Origin of the sequence: Streptomyces sp. NPDC006879 (assembly GCF_042869595.1) — a bacterium.
GTDB lineage: Bacteria > Actinomycetota > Actinomycetes > Streptomycetales > Streptomycetaceae > Streptomyces.
The window spans coordinates 1-17031 of record NZ_JBIAGC010000045.1 but is presented as its reverse complement, the minus strand read 5'-3'; the positions used below and the strand labels follow the sequence as shown (position 1 = coordinate 17031).

The following is a 17031-nucleotide window of genomic DNA, read 5'->3' as shown; positions in this document are numbered from 1 at the left end:
AGAGGGGTAGTCGTATGCACCGCACGTTATGCCCGGCGGAATCCATCTATGTGGCGCAGCGCAGCCGTGCCGTGTTGTCCTGCACCGTGCGTGGCCCTCTGGACGAGGAACTCCTCGCCGAGGCCTTCGCCGCCAAGCTCGCGGAGCACCCTTCGCTCCGCTGCCGCATCGCCCAGCGGGACGGTGTCCATGTACTGGAACCGCTCGCCGAGGAGGACCTTCCGCGCCTCCTGATACGCGAGGGTGGACCCCACTCCTACGCTGAGGAGTTCAACTCCCCCCTTCCTGTGGGTGGTCCGCTGGTCCGCGCCACCCTGTGGCGCGGCAGCGCCACGGCGCATGAGCACCTGATGATGCTGAGCGTGGATCACACCGTGACCGACGGGCACAGTGCCATCGCCCTGCTCCGCGGACTGTGGGACACCTATACGGAGTTGAGCAAGGGCCAGGCAACAGACGCGGCCCGACAGACGAGCTATCCCGTCCCCGTCTCCGCGCTGCTGCCCCCGGTCGCGGCCGAGGGCTCCGCCGAGTACCTCACGCGAAGGATCGAGCAAGCACGCCGCCGCCCGGTGGCCTGCCTGCCCTATGAGGCGACCGGAGCCGACCGCGGTCCAAGTGGCCGTGAGATCAGTGTGATCCGGGTCCTCCTCGAAGCGGACCAGACCGAACGCCTGCTGCAACTGGCCAAGTCCGAGGGGATCTCGGTGCACGGGATGGTGGCGGCGGCCATGCTGCTCGCTGTTCGCCGCCGAATGGACACCGCTCCCGAAGCGCGCTCCCTGGGCTGTCTCTCTCCGGTCGACCTGCGGTCCCGGCTGGCCCCGCCGCTGGCCAAGGAAATGATGGTGCCGGCGGTCACCTCCTGTGTGGACGTTCTGGAGGTGGCGCCGGACGGTGACTCCCTGGAACTTGCCCGCGAGGTCACCCGGAACCTGCACGCGGCCCTCGACCGAGGGGACTTCCTGCACGAGATGCAGATCCTCGGTGCGGTGCCCAAGCACCCCGAGCTCCTGGCCACGAGCGTGATCGTCACCAACATGGGCCGGGTGGAGGGGCCCGTCGCCCCGCCCGGTCTCGACATCGACGATGTGCGCCTGGCCCCAGCCCGTGAGCACTACTTCCCGCAGGCCGGGCGCGGTCCGGTCATGGCGTGTGTGGTCTCCTTCGATGGTCGACTCGGCGTCGAACTTCCGTACAGCACCGAATGTTTCACCGAGGCGCAGATGAACGAGGTGGCTGACAGCCTGTGTTCGGTCCTGCTCGGTTTCGCCCAGGGCGAGGGCGTCGAGGGGTGCGTGGCGGTCCCGGCATGAGTCCCGTCACCACCGCGTTGCTGCCCCGCGCCCAGGCAGGGGACCGCGAAGCGATGAACGACATACTCCTCCACATAGCTCCCTTCGTCGGGCGGCTGTGCCTGCCGATCGCCCGTAGGCACAGTTCGGACGCCGCACAAGAGGCCATGCTCGCGATCTACCGGGGTATCGGAGGGCTACGCGAACCGGAGGCCTTCTACGGCTGGGTGCGTGCTGTCACCGTGCGGGAGGCGGTGCGCACCTCCCGGCGCCTGGACCAAGGGCCGACCGATGACCTGACCGACCGCGCTCTGGAAGGGAATCCGCTCGACACGGTGCACATCTGCGATGCGATGGACCGGCTCTCCGCCCAACACCGTCAGGTGCTCACCTTGCGCGCCGTGTACGGAATGAACGAAGAGGAGATGGCCACCACCCTGGCGCTGCCGGTCGGTACCGTCCGCTCGCGGTTGCACCGCGCCCGGCGGAACTTCCAGGACGCGTGGCACCAGCGGTCCGCCTGAGCGGACCCCTTGTGGGACGGTCGCTCGCACGTCGCCGGAACCGGGCGCGCCCCATGGGTACGGGGTTCCGGCGACGTGTGCCTCGGGTGGCTGGGTTCGGGCCGCCACCTCGCATGACCCGCCGGACTGGCGGCCCGCGATGGCTTCCGCGGATCGCGGCGAGCCTCAATGGAGGGTGGCGAAGTGAATGGCGTCGGCGGCGGCGGCTCCGGCGGCGACGGCGGGGACGGCGCCCTGCTCCCAGGTCCTCCCAGTCAGGTCCCCTGCGGCATAGAGGCCGGGGACGCTGGTCTGACGGCCCGCGTCCACGATGACGTATCCGTCTTCCGCCAGGCGCAGGCCATGGTGCTCCGCGAGTCGTTCGACGAGCGGGACCTGCCGCTGCTGCTGCGGCCACAGCAGGGTCTGGCGCTTGAGGAGGGTGCCGTCGGCCAGTTCCACGGCGTGCAGGTCCCCGTCGGTGTGGTGCAGTCTGACGATTTCCCCCTGGACCAGGTCGCTGCCCTTCGCGCGCAGATCGCGGCGCAGTTCCTGAGCGTCGGGCAGTGACGGTGGGGCGATGGCGATGGTGTCGCCGGTCCAGGCCTTGAAGGCGGTCGCGGCCATGCCGAGGTAGCGGGGTTCGTCGCTGACCAGGGCCCAGGTCCGGTCGGCGTTCTCCTCGCCGATGCAGAACGGACAGTGGATCACTGTCTGGCCCCAGCATGCGGCGAAGCCCTCGACCCCGTCGGGGTGGAGGTCGATGACGCCGGTGGTCAGGGCGACGTTGCGGGCCCAGACCGTGGTCCCGTCCTGGGTGTGTACCTCGAAGCCGTCGCCGGGCATGGGGGTGACCTCACTGGCCGTGGCGTCGAGAGGTTCGGCCAGTCCGTAGCGGCCGAGCTCTTCCCAGGCGCGGGAGCGCAGCTCTGCCGGTGTCGCGCCTTCCAGGCCGATCAGGCCGTGAACACCGCGGGAAGCGGCGTTGCGCGCAGGGGCGGGGGATTCGATGACCAGGGTGCGTCGCCGGTATCGGGTCAGGGTCAGCGCGGCGGTCAGGCCGGCGGGTCCGCCGCCGATGATCACGGTGTCGTACTGGGCGTTGTGGTCCACGGGGTGCCTCCAGGGCGGCTTGACGAAATCGAATGACCAGTGGTCATACTACTGACCATCGGTCATTCGCTCGACCGCGACACCGCCGGAGGAACTGTGAATCACGACACCAGCACCGAAATCGCCACGCATGGCCCCGGGGCCGCCGCCCATCCGCACTTCGAATGGAACGACCTCTACTCCGGCGACGGCAGCGACACCGCCGCGCCCGACCCGATGCTCCTGGCCCCTGCTGACGCCCTTCCTCCCGGCCGGGCCCTGGATCTGGGCTGTGGCGCCGGCGGCAACACCCTTGCGCTGGCCGAACGCGGCTGGCGCGTCACGGGAGTGGATCTCGCACCCCGTGCCATCGCGTCCACTCGCGCCAGCGCCTGTGCCCGCGGGCTGGCAGACCGGGTCGAGCTCGTCGTGGCCGACAGCGCGACCTGGCGACCCGAAGCCGACTACGCCTTCGCCCTCAGCTCCTACGCACTGCCGCCCCGCGGCCCCGCCCGCACCGCGACGCTGGCGACACTGGCCGCCGCCCTCGCGCCAGGTGGAGTCCTGGCTGTCGGAGAATGGGACGAGGAGGCCTGCGACTGGGCAGAGCCCGGTGACCTGGTCACCCTCACCGAGCTGACCCTGGCCTTCGAGGCCCTCGGGCTGGAGACCGTGTGCGCCCAGCGGCAGGTTGTGCCGAGGGTCCAGCACCCGAGCGAGGACCACGCGGTGATCGTCATCGCGCGCAAACCACATGGCACCCTGGAATCCGCCGAGTGACCGACCATCGGTCACTCGACTCCACGTAGGAGGAGGAACCGTGCCCGCGGACCAGTCCGCCCCAGCCCAGCCAGCCGGCCGCTTCCAGCCGCCGGACGTCCGTCGTCGTCAGATCCTCGACGCGACGGCCGCCCTGCTCCTGGAGCACGGCTACGAAGCGCTCACCGTCAGCAAGGTCGCCGTCCGCGCCGGCGTCGCCAAGGGCACGGTCTACCTCTACTTTGACTCCAAGCAGGAACTCCTGGCCGCCCTCCAGGCCGAGATGTGGGAGCGCATGCTCCAGCGGCCCGCAGCACTCCTCAAGCAGCCTGATCTGACCTGGACCGAACGCCTCGACGGCCTGGTCGCCGCCTGGATCGCCGCAGAGCAGGACCACCACGAGCTCTATCACCAACTGTTCCACGAGCCCGGCGGCGCCACAGGCGAGGAGCCCATGACCGCCGCTCGCGACCTGCTGGTCGCGCTCCTGGCCGATGGCCACGCGGCCGGTGAGTTCGATGTCCCCAACCCCGAACTCACCGCGGACTTCCTCACCCACGCCTACACCGGACCCTGCCATCACACCAGGGCCGCCACCGACATCACCGAAGCTGTCCAGGCCCTCTTCCGCCGAGTCGTTGCCGCCCGTCCGCCGGCGCGGCCGAGTTAGACCCCGCTGCGGGCGCCGACCGTCGCGCGGCGTCAGTGTTGGGCTGCCGTGCCCTGCGCGACCAGTGCGGACGCCTTACCCGACAGCGAACGGGCGAGGTACTTGTCCACGCCGGGAATCACCGTCAGGTGCATGGCCATCCGCCGGGCGAACAGGCGGAGTGGGGAAGCAGGCAGGAACCACTGCGCTGCGTTGCGGCCGGCCTGCTGCTTCTCCTCGACCACGGGCCGCCATCGCTGCTCGTAGGCGGCAATGCCCTGTTCCACCGTGCGGTGCCCCGCCAACTCCTCAGCGAGCACGTAAGCACCGCTGACACCGAGTGACGCCCCCTGTCCGGCCAGTAGCGAGACCGCGTGGGCGGCGTCGCCGACCAGTACGGTGCGGCCCGCTGACCAGCCGTCCATGACGACCTGGGCCACGTAGTCGTAGTACACCTCGGGCGAGGGCGGGCACTTGTCCAAGGCGCGTGGCACGATCCAACCGAGGCCGCGGTAAGCGGCGCGGACGGCGGCGCGGCTGTCTTCGGGAAGCGTGCGTTCCTGTGTGCGGTGGACTCCGAACGCGGCGATTCGACCGTCGCGCAGGGTGTAGAAGCCCATCTGCCGGTCCACCGTGTCCGTGAGGCAGAACCGCTCCTGCATGCCGTGGAGGATCTCGGCGTCGTCAAAGAGGTACGCAGTCGTGTGGAACCCGAGATGGCGGATGTACTGCGCCTCCTCGCCGAAGACCATCCGCCGGATCGTCGAGTGCACACCGTCCGCACCGACCAGCAGGTCGGCATCCTGAGTGGTGCCGTCCTGGAGGGTCACCCGCACCCCGTGCTGGTCCTGTTTCACGGCTACCGGTTCGGCCGCGAAACGCAGGTCGACGCGGTCGGAGAGGTGTTCGCGCAGTGCGCGTTCCAGATCGGGGCGCATGATGCTCAACAGTCGACCGCCGAGGGCCTTGCCGAACTGCGCGTAGTTCAATCCGGCCCTGCGCTTGCCGTGCTCGTCGAGGTAGCTTGCTTCCTCGATGTGGTACCCGAGCTCCTTCATCCGGGTCAGTACGCCCATGGCTTCGGCCGCGTCGTAGCCGGGCCCGAAGAAGTCGACCATGTATCCCTGGGTGCGGGGGCCGGGTGCCTTCTCCAGCACGACGACCTCCCATCCTTGGAGGTCCAGGCGTTGGGCGAGGGCCAGTCCTGCGATTCCCGCTCCGCAGATCACGGCTTTCACGTCGGCATCACGCTTCCTTTCCGTTCTGTTGGGGTCCCGCCGCCTGCTCGCTGAGGAGCCCGCCGCCGTAGATGGCGAGCACCTCACTCGCCCAGCGCTCGGCGCCGGCGGAACCGAGCGGGTCCACACCCAGCACTTCCGTCAGGCGTCGCCGCAGTAGGAGCACGGCGAGGTCGTTGACGAGCAGCAGTGCGGCCCGCACCCGCCGGTCCCGCCCGGGCGCTGCCAGTCGCACTTCGACGAGGTTGTCCAGGGTGCGCAGGCTCAGCTCGTGGAGGCCCTGGAAGAGCGCCTTACCCGCCGGGCTGTCGGAGAGCAGGAGCCGGCCGAGGTAGTCCGGCAGTGGTGAGTCGGCCGGGAGGTGCCTGAGCATCGCTTCGGCGATGGAGCCCGCTGCCGCCGCGTCGTACGGGCGGCCTTCGCCGGTGAGTTCGTCGAGCATGCTCGCGAAGGTGTTCAGCACGTGTTGGTCCACGGCCTCGCGCAGGCCCTGTTTCGATCCGTAGTGGTGCACCACCAGGGCGGGTGACACCCCTGCGGCGGTGGCGATTTCCCTGACGGAAACCGCGTCCGGACCGGCGGTCGCGAAGAGCCGTAGCGCCTCGTCGCGCACGAGTGCCCGCCCGGTGCGGTCGGCGGGGGGGTTTCCTGAGTTGGCTGAACGCATGTTCAATATACTAAACATCTGTTCAGTGCTCTTGCAAGTCCCCCGCCCCAGGGCATCGACTCCTGTACTCGAACGCCGGCCCGGGTCCGCCGGGCTGCCCCGAGGGGTGCGCGAAACGGGTCCTCGCCGCTGTGCTCGACCGCAGGGGCGAAGATCGACTGAAGCTAAGGGCTGTCCCGTAGTCCCCGGCGGGCGCACGGCGACAGCTACGGCACCTCGCTGCGTTGTCGGAACGCCCGAATACGCCCAGTATGGGGACGCCCCTCCGCCTTGCGATGCACCGCATCTGACGCCGTGCGCTGATCCACCGGGGATTACGGGACAGCCCTAGTGAATTGCAGCGCCCGCCGCAGTCAGGTCCTGTTTCAGCGGTGCCAGTAGCTCGGTAAGGTCATCGCGCCTCTCCAGATTCCACAGGCCGGCGAGGATGCTACGGCGGTCTGCGCGAGGCTCGTCGGTGTGACCCGCACCCGTACCCGGGCACCCCGCTGCACGGTGGGGAGAAAAATGGATGGGGCGATGTGGGGGGTTCTGCCACGATCGTCAGATGGGTGCATTGGACGCAGTGGCAGGCAGGGCGGCCGGCGGGACCGCTGTGGTTTTCCGGCCCAGCGGTTCCTCGATGGTCCCGCTGATACGCAGCCGGCAGCAGGTGGTCGTCGCACCGGTCGACCCGGCGAAGTTGGAGGTCGGCGACATCGTCCTTGCTCGGGTCGCCGGGGTGGTCTACCTGCACCTGGTGTCGGCCGTCGACGCTGCCGGCAAGCGCGTGCAGATCAGTAACAACCGTGGCCGCATCAACGGTTGGACCAGTCACGATCGTGTCTTTGGTATCTGCGTGTCGGTCGACGGCGTCCCTCGGCGCCGTGTCGCCGGCAAGATTCTGTCCGCCGAGTCCGCCGAGTCCGCCGAGTCCGCCGAGTCCGCCGAGTCCGCCGAGTCCGCCGAGTCCGCCGAGTCCGCCGAGTCCTTCCGAGCCTGACGCCGTGCGCTGATCCCACCGGGGGGCGGCCCTTGGGGGCACGCTCCTTGAGGGTGCGCGTTCGCTCCGGCCATCGCTCGGAAGCGGACCCCGGTCAAGGCGGACGGCGCTGTTCCGGACAGCTTTCTCGGTTTCCAGGTCCGGCCGTGTGCCCGAGAGGCGGGGTTGGTCACCATCGAGCTCCGGGCCGAAGGGCCTGGGGGCGCGGGCGCAAGGGTTCGGAAGGCTGGGCAGTGGCGCGATATCGCCTATCCGGGTAATGGCCGATATTCACTGTACGAACCCTGTTCGAGACAGGAGCGTAACCGGGCGGTCCAATTCGTACGCTACGGTAACTTACGCATCAGTCGCTCGTGGAAATCCCTGCGCCCCTCCGTTGGAGCGGATCGCTCTGGTCGAGTGCGCTCATCGTGGAGTAGTGAATTGAGTACGACGAACCAATACAGCCGTTTAGAAGCCATCGGCACTCATATACCCGAAACCGTGCTGACGACCGAGGAACTCACCGGGTGCAGCGAGGAACTGCGAGATGTGGACGTCCGGAGGATAACCGGCGTCGCGGAGCGCCGCGTCTGCAACCCCGATCCCGAAGTCGGCGAGGACTCCTTCGGCATGGCCCTTCGGGCTGCCCGTGCCTGTCTGGGCGCTTCCCGGTACGGCCCCGATGACCTCGACGTCGTCATCTCCGCCTCCATCACGCGCTTCAAGGACGGTGGCCGCTTTACCTTCGAGCCGTCCTTCGCCTCTTCGCTGGCCAGGGAGTTGGGTGCGCGCCCGGCCATTCAGTTCGACGTCTCCAATGCCTGTGCCGGCATGCTGACCGGTGTGTACGTACTCGACCGGATGATCCGTTCCGGTGTGGTGCGCAACGGCATGGTCGTCAGCGGGGAGCAGGCGACCGGCGTCGCGCGGACGGCGGTGCGCGAGATCAGCGACTCCTATGACCCCCAGTTCGCTTCGCTGTCTGTGGGCGACTCGGCCGCCGCCGTCGTATTGGATCGTTCCGCCGATCCGGCTGACCGGATTCATTACGTCGAACTCATGACCTGTGCGGAGTACTCGCATCTCTGTATGGGAATGCCCAGCGACCGCACCCCGGGAATCGCCCTCTACACGGACAACAAGAAGATGCACAACAAGGACCGGCTCGCGCTCTGGCCTCGATTCCACGGTGATCTCCTGGAAAAGGGCGGCCATGATTTTGCTGGTGAAAACTTTGACTATGTCATCCAGCATCAGGTCGGTACGCGCTTCATCGAATATGTGAACCAGATGGGTGAGGCGGAGTTCGGTGCCCCCATGCCGACCTCCCTCGCCGTGGTGGAACGGCTGGGAAACACCGCTACCACCTCGCACTTCCTGACCCTGCACGAGCACCTCTCGGCAGGAACCGCTCGCCGTGGAGCCAACTACCTGCTGGTCCCGGCGGCCTCCGGAGTGGTCACCGGTGCCCTCTCGGCGACCATCACGAACGTAGGGGTCTAGGTCATGGGCATGGTCATCACTGCCGCGGGAGCCACCCGGCAAGCGAGTTCCGAAGTCCCTCCCTCCACCGTCGAGTTGGCTGGACGAGCAGCACGCGACTGCCTCACCAAGGCCCAACTGTCCCCTGCCGCGATCGGCGCAGTCATCAACGTGGGCGTCTACCGGGAGTCCAACACCTTCGAACCCGCACTCGCCGCCCTGGTGCAGAAGGAGGCCGAGATCAGCCTGGACTACCTGGCCGACCCTGCCGCGGCCTTCTCCTTCGACCTCATGAACGGCGCCTGCGGAGTGCTCAACGCCATCCAGGTGGCCCAGTCGCTCATCGAGACCGGCAGCACCGAGCGCCTTCTGATCACCGCTGCCGACGTCCACCCCGGCGGCGGAGCCCACCGCGATCCCGACTACCCCTACGCCGATCTCGGCGGCGCCCTACTCCTGCAGCGCAGCGCCGACCCGGACGTCGGGTTCGGCCCGGTACTCCACTACACCGCCGATGCTCCCACCGACGTGCAGGGCTACCTCGACACCACTCGGATGGGCACTGACGGCCGCAACCAGATCACGGTGGCCCGAGCCCAAGACCATGACCTGCGGCTGGCCGAGCTCGCGACCATCGCCGTCACCAGCTATGCCCAGACCTACCAACTCGACCTGGAGTGTACTCAGGTCGTCAGCGCGCAGACGGCGGCGAAGGGTTCGCAGGAGGACGCCGGAGGTGAGCCGCACACCGCGGCTCCCATCCTCGGCTACCTCCAGGCCATCACGGCCGGGCGGCCCGAAGGATGCGAGCAACTGCTGTTCGTGACCGCAGGCGCCGGACCCAGTGCTTCCTGTGTGAGCTACCGGCCCGAGGGCTGGTGAAGACGTTGACCCTCATGCCGTACACCGCCCCGCAGGAGACAGCGGCCCGCGCCGACTGGCCGGGCCTGGCGGCCTGTCTGGAGCGCAACGCCCGCGCCTTTCCCCACAAGGCGGCCGTCATCCATCCCCGCGGTCAAAGCCGCGACGGGAACGTACGTTACGACACCCTCACCTACGGCCAGTTGCAGGAGTCGGTCGAAGAGCTGGCCCACGGGTTGCGCCACGCCGGAATCGGCCGTGGCACCAAAGCGGTCCTGATGGCCCCGCCCGGCCCCGAGCTCTTCGCGCTCGTTTTCGCGCTCTTTCGGATCGGTGCCGTACCCGTGGTCGTCGACCCCGGGATGGGACTGCGGCGGATGCTCCACTGCTACCGCAGTGTCGGAGCGCAGGCGTTCATCGGCCCACCGCTCGCCCATCTGGTGCGCCTGTGCGGACGCCGTACGTTCTCCGGAGTCCGTATCCCGGTGACACTGGGACGCCGCCGACTGTGGGGCGGGCACACTCTGGACCGGCTGCGCGGCATCCCCGGCCAGCGGTCAGGCCCCACCGATGTCGGCGGTGAGGACCTGCTGATGATCGGCTTCACCACCGGGAGTACCGGCCCCGCCAAGGGAGTCGAGTACACCCACCGGATGGCGCTCGCCATCGCCAGACAGATCGAGACGACCCACGGGCGCAGCCGGGATGACACCTCGCTGATCACCCTTCCCTTCTACGGCATCCTGGACCTGGTCTACGGCTCCACCACCGTCCTCGCGCCGCTGTCCCCGGCCAAGGTCGCCCAAGCCGATCCCAGCCAACTCGTCGACGCGCTGGAACGTTTCGGCGTGACCACGATGTTCGCCTCCCCCGCGCTGCTGAGGAACCTCGCCGGCCACCTCGGCACCCACCACCGCCCGCTGCCCGAACTGCGGTGCATCGTCTCGGGCGGAGCCCCGGTGCCGGACGGAGTCGTCGCCGCCCTGCGCGAGGTCCTCGACGAGAAGGCGCAGGTACACGTCACCTACGGCGCCACCGAAGCACTGCCGATCACCTCCATCGAATCCGGCGACATCCTGGACGAGACCTCCACCGCCAGCGCCCACGGCGCCGGCACCTGCATCGGCCGACCGGTCACCGGAAACCAGGTACGGACCGCCCCGATCACGGACGGCCCCCTGACCGAACCGCCCCCCGAGTCGGGCCCGCCCACCGGCCGGGTGGGGGAGATCCTGGTGGCGGGAGACTCCGTCAGCCCCCGCTACCACGCCGCGCCCGGCGTCGACGCCCTCCACAAGGTGCACGAGGCGCACTCCGGGGACAGCCCCCGTACCTGGCACCGCACCGGCGACCTCGGCTACTTCGACACGGACGGACGCCTGTGGTTCTGCGGTCGCAAGAGCCAGCGGGTGCGCACCGCGGAAGCGGAGCTGTACCCCGTCGCCTGTGAGGGCGTCTTCAACGCCCATCCGTTGGTGCGCCGCAGCGCCCTCGTGGGAATCGGACCGGCCGGGAATCAGCGGCCCGTGATCTGTGTGGAGACCCAGTCCTCCCTCGACACCGCCGCCTGGCAGAGCCTCACCGTGGAACTTCGTGAACTCGCCCGCGCCCATGCCCCCACCGCTGGCCTCACGCTGTTCCTCAACCACCCGGCCTTCCCGGTCGACATCCGCCACAACGCCAAGATCGGTCGCGAGCAACTGGCCCGCTGGGCCGAACGCCGTCTCGACCCCCCTGCACCCCCGTGGTCCTTGGCCGGAGCCGAGCAACTGGTCCCGCTGGCCGGTTGGGCCTACCTGATCGGCGGTGCCGTCTGGGCCGCCACCGTGGGCGCGCCGGAGGTGGCGGCCCTGCGCTGGCTCTGGTGGGTGGACGCCTTCCTCAGCGTGGTTGTGCACGCCGGGCAGATCCCGGTCGCCCTGCCGCGCGGCCGGGCTGCTGGCTACGGCCCCTGGGAGACCGCCCTGCGCACCCTGCTCTACGGGGCGACCTGGTGGCGGAAGCTGTGAAGGTCCTGATCACCGGCGCCACCGGGTTTCTCGGCGGTCACCTCGTCGACGCCTGCCTGCGCCAGGGCCACCAGGTCCGGGCGTTGGTCCGTGCCGCCAGCGACACCGCCCGACTGCGAACCATGCCCGAGGTCGAGCTCCTGACCGGTGACCTCTCGGACGCCGCCGCCCTGCACCGGGCAGCCCTCGGTTGCGACACAGTGCTGCACAGCGCCGCCCGGGTTGTCGACCACGGGAGTCGCGCCCAGTTCCACGCCGCCAACGTCGCCGGCACCGAGAACCTGCTCGCCGCCGCCCGGCGAACCGGGGTGAGCCGTTTCGTGTTCGTCTCCAGCCCCAGTGCTTTGATGCGCCCGGGCGAGGGCGACCGCTTCGACATCGACGAGACGGTCCCCTACCCCGACCGGTTCCACAACCACTACTGCGAGACAAAGGCCCGCGCCGAGGAACACGTACTCGCAGCCAACACGACGGGGTTCACGACCTGCGCGATCCGCCCCCGTGGAATCTGGGGAACCCGCGACCACTTCGGGTTCCTGCCCCGGATGCTCACCGCCATGCACCGGGGGCGGCTGCCCGACCTCTCCGGAGGCAAACGGGTCCAGGTCTCGCTCTGCCACAGCGACAACGCCGTGGCCGCCTGCCTGGGGGCCGCGTCCGCTCCCGCCGAACGCGTCGGTGGCCGCACCTACTTCGTGGCCGATCAGGAGATCAGCGACCTGTGGGCGTTCCTCACCACGGTCGGCCAGCTCCTCGGCTGTGATCCCCCGCACCCCCGCATCCCCCTCAGCGCGGGCCGGGCGCTCGCCGGCGCCGTCGAATCACTGTGGTGGCTGCGGCCCGGTCCTCGCGGCGGAGCCCCGCTCAGCCGCTACATGATGGCGCTCCTCACCTGCTCCACCACGTACGACACGGGCGCCGCGCGCCGCGACCTCGGCTACCGGGCGCCGCGCAGCCAGGCTGACGGTGTGCGCGAACTCGTGAAGTGGGTGCAGGAGGGCGGGGGCGTCGCGGCCTGGAGCCGTCCTTCCACCACGGTCGCGAGCCAGCTCGGCCGCACCCGCATCCCGACCAAAGACACCCAGCGAGGAAGCACCTGACCATGCCCCACCACCACAGCGGTCCGGGTGCTGGGTACCTGCGCCCGGTATCACCCACCGAACGGCTCTACCTCGCCGCCGGGCAGGCTCGCGGCACCATGGCCCTGCGCATCCTCGTGCACGGTCACGGAGTCCTCGCCCCCAGCCGCCTGAAGGCGGCGGTGGCCCAGGCAGCGCAGTCCTGCCCCGGCTCCCGGCTGGTACGCCGCGGCAACCTGTGGTCCGCCGAGGGCCCCCCGCCGCGCATCCGCTACGCCGAGCCGGTACCCCACTTCGACGTGGCGGAGCCCGCCATCGCGGACCGACTCAGCGGCGCCAGCTCCCGCACCGACCCACCGGGCTGCGAGGTCCTCGTGGTGCCCGGGGCACAGGACGAAGCGACCACCCTGGTCTTCAGCGCCTCGCACGCCCTGATGGACGGTCACGGAGCCTTGACCTGGGTGCGAGAGGTCTTTGGCGGCCTACGAGGGGAGCCCGCTCGTGCCGCCCTGGCCCCCCTCACCGACGAAGGACTCCTAAGTGAACTCGGTGCCACGGGCCCCCGACCCAGGATGGCGCCGAACCTGCCCTCGCCACTGGGCCCCTGCGCCGCCGGGCCCGAGCAGACCCTCTGGCTGCGTCGCACGCTGCCCGGCCATCACCACGCCCTCACGGCGCGCTTGGCCCAAGCGCTCAGCGACGTCGTGGGCACGCGCACCCGTGTCATGATCCCGGTTGACCTGCGCCGCCACCTCCCGGCAGCAGCAGCGACCGGGAACCTCACCCTCCCCCTCTTCCTGGACCTCGCCCCCCGCGCTGACTGGACCTCGGCCCAAGCGCAACTCCTGACGGCGTTGGCCGACGGCCGGGAGCTCTCCGCCGGGTTCGAGAAGGTCCTGGCCCGTCTCCCCCTGCCCGGCTCCGCGCTGTTGCTGCGGGCAGCCCAGGCCATGGCTGTCCGCGCTGATCGACACCTCGCCTCAGCGGTCATCTCCGACCTGGGCCGGGTGGACCCCGGCGACTTCAGTGGCGGCGGATTCACCGCCGCCACCGTCTACGCCCTGCCCGTGCACGCTCCGCTGGTGCCTCTCTCGGTGGTCGTCGCCCAAACCCCCACGACCACCGAGGTGACCATGGGCAGTCGCGGCGGGCCCGGCCTCGCCGCCCGCGCCGGCCACCTTCTCGACAGCGTCCTGGAGCGAGTGTCCACCACCACTGCCACACCCCGCCCGGCCACACCACGGCGGACCGCTTCCGTGCCGACCGCCCCGGTGGACGCGACGATGACCACCGTCGTGGTGGACGCGACGATGACCACCGTCGTGGACCAGTTCCGGGCCCAGGTCGCCCGGACCCCCCAGGCGGTTGCCCTCGACGGGCCCGAGGGCCCGGTCAGCTACGCGGAACTCGACGCCGCCTCCGACCGTGTGGCACGCGCCTTGGCGCTGCGCGGAATCGGGCGCGAGGACCTGGTGGGTCTGATCGTCGACCGATCGCCCACCGGCGTGGGCGCCCTCTGGGGAGTCCTGAAGTCCGGCGCCGCCTACCTCCCCCTGGACCCCGCCCATCCCGGCCCGCGCATCGAGCAGGTGCTACGGGAGTCCCGCGCCCGACTGTGCCTGACCCGCGCCCACCTCGCGGCCCGACTCGTCGCCGACGTCCCCTGCCCCTTGGTCACCGCCGAGGAGCTCAGTGGGGTCCCTGCCGATACGTGGGGCACGACGACGCCCCCGGCCCCGTCGCCCGCTGACCTGGCGTACGTGATCCACACCTCCGGATCCACCGGGCGGCCCAAGGGCGTCCAGATCGAGCACCGCAGCCTCATGGGCTTCGTGCAGTGGATGACCGGCGTCTGCGAGGTGGGCGACACCACCCGGTTCGGCTTCGTCTCCTCCTACACCTTCGACATCTCCTGCTTCCCGCTCTTCCTCACCCTGCTCGCCGGCGGAACCGCCGTGCTGGCGCCCGACGCCCCTTCCCGGGCGAGTCTGCGAAGACTGGTCGTCGACCACCGAGCCGACACGCTCGCCCTGACCCCTTCACACCTGGCCCTGCTGCCCGAGCACCCCCTGCGCACCCTGCTCCTCGGAGGGGAACCGTTGACCTGGTCCGCAGTCCGCGCGGCGCGCTCCGCCTTCGGCCCCCACTGCCGCATCGTCAACGGGTACGGACCCACCGAGGCCACCGTCGCCTGCCTCGCCCAGGTGGTGGACGGCGGGACCATCGAGACCACCGCCACGGTGCCTGTGGGCACCCCTGGGCCGCACGCCCACGTGGAACTCGTCGCGGAGGACGGCAGTCTCTTGGGATCGGCCGGCCGGGACGCCGGCCGCACCGGAGAGATCCAGGTCCGTGGGCTCCAGGTCGCCCGCGGCTACCTGAACGTCGATACCGAAGGCGGACGCCCCTTCGCCACGGGTGCCGACGGGGTCCGTAGCTACCGGACGGGCGATCTCGGTCGGCGCCTCCCCGACGGTGCCATCGAATTCCTCGGGCGCGTCGACGGACAGCTCAAGATCTCAGGACACCGCATCGAGCCCGCCGAGGTCACCGCCGCACTGGAAGCACATCCCCAGGTACGGCGCGCCGTGGTCTGTGCCCGGCGCCGCACCGATGACTCACCCGCGGCACTGTGCGCCTACGTGGTGCCCGAGGACGCATCGCTGGCCGAAGGCATGCCGGCGCTACTGCGAGCCGAACTGGCCGGGCAGCTGCCCACGGCGATGGTCCCAGCGCACGTCATCGCCGTCACGGCCATCCCGTGGACGGTGAGCGGCAAGGCCGACTTCGACGCCCTCCCGGATCCCTTCGCCCGGACGGCCGACGCGTCCCAGGGGGCCGGCCTCAGGGATCGGGTGGCCCGACACTGGGGGGCGGTGCTCGGCCTCGACGCCGCCGAACTGCCGGCCGACGCGGATTTCCACGCTCTGGGCGGAGACTCCCTGGGCCTGATCGAAATGCTCGCCGCCGTCGCCGCCGACCTCCTCGCACCCACCCAGCGCGAGCGCTTCATGAGCCGACTCGAAGACCTTGTCAGGGACGTGACCCTCGACCAGGTGTGTGCGCAGATCAAGTCAGCCCAGGAAGAGGCGCCCGTATGATCTTCATCGGCGAAGGCGCGCTGTTGCGCCGTGCCGTCCGCCACGCCGCTTCGCACGGCCACACCATCGACCTCGTCTGCTCGCCGGACCCGCAGGACGCTTCGGGCTCACGGCACTTGAGCACCCCGGACATCAACGAGGCGGTCGACACCCTCCTCGCCGCGTCCGAAGACGGCATCGTGTGGTCGCTGAACAACAAGCGTATTCTGCGTGCGCCCCTACTCACCAGCGGTCTGCGGTTCTTCAACGTCCACAACGGCCTACTCCCGCAGCACCGCGGCCTTCCGGCCGTCGCAGTCCTCTTCGCCCTGCTGGGCGGGCAGGAGGAATACGGCGCCACGCTGCACGAGATCGACGAGGGCATCGACACCGGCACCGTACTGGCGCAGCGACGCTTCCCGGTTGCGCCCGACGCCAGGTATCACCAGGTGATGCTCCGCGGAATCCAGTCCTGTCACGCCCTGTTCCAGGACATGCTTCCCGCAGTAGCCCGGAACGAGGCGAGCCCGCCGCTTCACCAGCCCACGGCGGAGCCCGCCTACTACGGGCGCAGAACCCTGGAGCACCTGGGGGACTACCGAGACCATCCTGCCTTCGCCCGCGCCACCGACCTCGGCCCGTTCGCGGCGCACACCCCGGAGGTGTCCCGGGCGGTGGCCGCGCTGAGGCGCGGCTAGTCAGGCGGGCGACGCCTTCGCCGCGTCCTCACGCAGGGCGGCGAGCAGCTCGTGTTCACGCTCGGCGTCGATTCCGGCGCGCCGCTCCCGGTCGAGTCCCTGCTCGCGCTCCCAGGTCAGCGTGTCGGTCAGCATCTGGGCGCGCGGTCGGTGACGTAGACCTGCTGCCTGGGCAGCCTCCCCCTTTCTGGCGGACCATCCGAGCCCGCTGGGGTCCACGAGCCACATCGGCAGGGAACCCGGGCCCAGGTACTGGGCCACGCCTCGCTCGATCAGCCAGTGGGAGTCGGCGCTGACGACCGGGCCGGTGTGCCCGCCCGCGGCCCGGGACAACTCGATCCACTCGCCCAAGGGGACAACGGGCCCGACGGCGTCGAAGACGCCGGTTCGCCCGGCCTCGGCGCAGTCCAGGAGCCAGTCAGTGAGGTCACGGACGTCGACGGCCTGGGTCGGGGCGGACGGTTCGTCGGGTACGAGCATGGGGCCCCGTCGGTCGCGGGCCGCGCGGGCCACCCAGTAGCCGGACCGCCCACTGGGGTCGCCCGGGCCGCCGATCAGGCCGGTGGGCTTGATCCGCTTTGACGGACACTCCTGATCAGGGGCTTCGCCCCCGGAAGGATGATGTCCATCATGGAGAGCATGGGGAAGAAGAAGC

Annotated in this window: 14 protein-coding genes and 1 pseudogene; 11 read left to right on the top strand and 4 right to left on the bottom strand. The window is 69.9% G+C overall.

From position 1 onward, the window contains the following. Positions 1-14: 14 nt before the first annotated feature. Both ACFYMC_RS24940 and ACFYMC_RS24935 read left to right on the top strand, forming a co-directional pair. On the top strand, positions 15-1316 hold the full coding sequence (locus tag ACFYMC_RS24940; RefSeq protein WP_388529049.1) for a condensation domain-containing protein: 1302 nt from the start codon (positions 15-17) through the stop codon (positions 1314-1316). After that, complete coding sequence (locus ACFYMC_RS24935) at positions 1313-1819, top strand: RNA polymerase sigma factor (RefSeq protein WP_388529047.1); 507 nt, start codon at positions 1313-1315, stop codon at positions 1817-1819. Before ACFYMC_RS24940 ends, ACFYMC_RS24935 begins: the two co-directional genes overlap by 4 nt. 165 nt (positions 1820-1984) lie before the next feature. Here the strand turns inward: ACFYMC_RS24935 and ACFYMC_RS24930 are convergent, their stop codons facing one another. Further along, on the bottom strand, positions 1985-2911 hold the full coding sequence (locus tag ACFYMC_RS24930; RefSeq protein ID WP_388529045.1) for an NAD(P)/FAD-dependent oxidoreductase: 927 nt from the start codon (positions 2909-2911) through the stop codon (positions 1985-1987). Positions 2912-3007: 96 nt separating this feature from the next. On the opposite strand from ACFYMC_RS24930, the gene ACFYMC_RS24925 reads away from it, so the two are divergent. Then, positions 3008-3670, top strand: a complete 663-nt coding sequence (locus tag ACFYMC_RS24925; protein WP_388529043.1) for a class I SAM-dependent methyltransferase — start codon at positions 3008-3010, stop codon at positions 3668-3670. A gap of 40 nt (positions 3671-3710) precedes the next feature. Beyond that, positions 3711-4319 carry a TetR/AcrR family transcriptional regulator gene (locus tag ACFYMC_RS24920; protein WP_388529042.1) on the top strand — a complete coding sequence of 203 codons (609 nt, stop codon included), beginning with the start codon at positions 3711-3713 and terminating at the stop codon, positions 4317-4319. Between the two features lie 32 nt (positions 4320-4351). On the opposite strand, the gene ACFYMC_RS24915 is transcribed toward ACFYMC_RS24920, so the two are convergent. After that, positions 4352-5536: an FAD-dependent oxidoreductase gene (locus ACFYMC_RS24915; protein WP_388529040.1), complete on the bottom strand. Its 1185-nt coding sequence runs from the start codon at positions 5534-5536 to the stop codon at positions 4352-4354. A 7-nt stretch (positions 5537-5543) separates the two neighbouring features. After that, the gene (locus tag ACFYMC_RS24910; protein ID WP_388529038.1) at positions 5544-6203 is read right to left on the bottom strand and encodes a TetR/AcrR family transcriptional regulator; all 660 of its coding nucleotides are present in this window, start codon (positions 6201-6203) and stop codon (positions 5544-5546) included. A 547-nt stretch (positions 6204-6750) separates the two neighbouring features. On the opposite strand from ACFYMC_RS24910, the gene ACFYMC_RS24905 reads away from it, so the two are divergent. The 7 genes from ACFYMC_RS24905 to ACFYMC_RS24875 all read left to right on the top strand — a co-directional run bounded on the left by ACFYMC_RS24905 (position 6751) and on the right by ACFYMC_RS24875 (position 16376). Further along, positions 6751-7185 carry a S26 family signal peptidase gene (locus ACFYMC_RS24905; protein ID WP_388529036.1) on the top strand — a complete coding sequence of 145 codons (435 nt, stop codon included), beginning with the start codon at positions 6751-6753 and terminating at the stop codon, positions 7183-7185. A 423-nt stretch (positions 7186-7608) separates the two neighbouring features. Beyond that, positions 7609-8670 carry a 3-oxoacyl-ACP synthase III family protein gene (locus ACFYMC_RS24900; protein ID WP_388529034.1) on the top strand — a complete coding sequence of 354 codons (1062 nt, stop codon included), beginning with the start codon at positions 7609-7611 and terminating at the stop codon, positions 8668-8670. A gap of 3 nt (positions 8671-8673) precedes the next feature. Then, the gene (locus ACFYMC_RS24895) at positions 8674-9531 is read left to right on the top strand and encodes a hypothetical protein (protein ID WP_388529032.1); all 858 of its coding nucleotides are present in this window, start codon (positions 8674-8676) and stop codon (positions 9529-9531) included. Positions 9532-9545: 14 nt separating this feature from the next. Then, positions 9546-11519 carry a fatty acid CoA ligase family protein gene (locus ACFYMC_RS24890; RefSeq protein ID WP_388529030.1) on the top strand — a complete coding sequence of 658 codons (1974 nt, stop codon included), beginning with the start codon at positions 9546-9548 and terminating at the stop codon, positions 11517-11519. Next, positions 11504-12619 (top strand): NAD-dependent epimerase/dehydratase family protein, encoded by a 1116-nt coding sequence (locus tag ACFYMC_RS24885; RefSeq protein ID WP_388529028.1) that lies wholly within the window; start codon positions 11504-11506, stop codon positions 12617-12619. Before ACFYMC_RS24890 ends, ACFYMC_RS24885 begins: the two co-directional genes overlap by 16 nt. A 2-nt stretch (positions 12620-12621) precedes the next feature. After that, positions 12622-15699, top strand: a complete 3078-nt coding sequence (locus tag ACFYMC_RS24880; RefSeq protein WP_388529026.1) for a non-ribosomal peptide synthetase — start codon at positions 12622-12624, stop codon at positions 15697-15699. Next, complete coding sequence (locus tag ACFYMC_RS24875; RefSeq protein ID WP_388529024.1) at positions 15696-16376, top strand: formyltransferase family protein; 681 nt, start codon at positions 15696-15698, stop codon at positions 16374-16376. The genes ACFYMC_RS24880 and ACFYMC_RS24875 overlap by 4 nt, the downstream gene beginning before the upstream one ends. Here the strand turns inward: ACFYMC_RS24875 and ACFYMC_RS24870 are convergent. After that, positions 16377-17031: pseudogene (locus ACFYMC_RS24870) on the bottom strand (oxidoreductase); the annotation flags it as partial.

Bases quoted from the DNA above. Each gene is read 5' to 3' on its own strand.
- ACFYMC_RS24895 (WP_388529032.1), top strand. From the start codon at position 8,674: ATGGGCATGGTCATCACTGCCGCGGGAGCCACCCGGCAAGCGAGTTCC.
- ACFYMC_RS24910 (WP_388529038.1), bottom strand. From the start codon at position 6,203: ATGCGTTCAGCCAACTCAGGAAACCCCCCCGCCGACCGCACCGGGCGG.
- ACFYMC_RS24890 (WP_388529030.1), top strand. From the start codon at position 9,546: ATGCCGTACACCGCCCCGCAGGAGACAGCGGCCCGCGCCGACTGGCCG.
- ACFYMC_RS24935 (WP_388529047.1), top strand. From the start codon at position 1,313: ATGAGTCCCGTCACCACCGCGTTGCTGCCCCGCGCCCAGGCAGGGGAC.
- ACFYMC_RS24880 (WP_388529026.1), top strand. From the start codon at position 12,622: ATGCCCCACCACCACAGCGGTCCGGGTGCTGGGTACCTGCGCCCGGTA.
- ACFYMC_RS24905 (WP_388529036.1), top strand. From the start codon at position 6,751: ATGGGTGCATTGGACGCAGTGGCAGGCAGGGCGGCCGGCGGGACCGCT.
- ACFYMC_RS24940 (WP_388529049.1), top strand. From the start codon at position 15: ATGCACCGCACGTTATGCCCGGCGGAATCCATCTATGTGGCGCAGCGC.
- ACFYMC_RS24875 (WP_388529024.1), top strand. From the start codon at position 15,696: ATGATCTTCATCGGCGAAGGCGCGCTGTTGCGCCGTGCCGTCCGCCAC.